Origin of the sequence: Pseudomonas bubulae, from assembly GCF_900618535.1 — a bacterium.
GTDB classification, from domain to species: Bacteria; Pseudomonadota; Gammaproteobacteria; order Pseudomonadales; family Pseudomonadaceae; genus Aquipseudomonas; species Aquipseudomonas bubulae.
The window spans coordinates 1-547 of the sequence record NZ_UYJA01000019.1 but is presented as its reverse complement, the minus strand read 5'-3'; the positions used below and the strand labels follow the sequence as shown (position 1 = coordinate 547).

The following is a 547-nucleotide window of genomic DNA, read 5'->3' as shown; positions in this document are numbered from 1 at the left end:
GTTGGTTACATCTTTGATTTCTCGCGGAGTAACTTGTGATGCTGATAATCTTGTTGACTATCAGTCTGACTCCACAAGCACCCACACGAATTGCTTGATTCAATTGTTAAAGAGCGGTTGGTCAGCTTTCGCTGTACCGAGGCGCGCATTCTACAGCAGCCTCTGTTGCTGTCAAGCGGTTATTTTAAGATGTTTTCAAAGTTTCCTCTGTAACATCAACCACTTGCGCTTTCGATCTCTCGTTAGCGGGAGGCGAATTCTACAGTGTTACACACTGCTGTCAACGCTTTATTTCCAGCTTCTTTCGATTGAGATAATCGAGTGGTTAGCCAGGCAAATGACCTGATTAACCGTACGAGCTTTTTACAAAGCTTGTACTTATACAAAAACAAAATCCCTGTCTGCGCGAGCAGACAGGGTTTTTGGAATTTAATCTTGACGATGACCTACTCTCACATGGGGAAACCCCACACTACCATCGGCGATGCATCGTTTCACTACTGAGTTCGGGATGGGATCAGGTGGTTCCAATGCTCTATGGTCGTCA

The 547-nt window shown here is 45.2% G+C and carries 1 rRNA gene; it reads right to left on the bottom strand.

What is annotated here, in order from left to right:
• Positions 1 to 433: 433 nt before the first annotated feature.
• A 5S ribosomal RNA gene (rrf, locus tag PPTH39_RS23445) occupies positions 434 to 547 on the bottom strand; the annotation flags it as partial.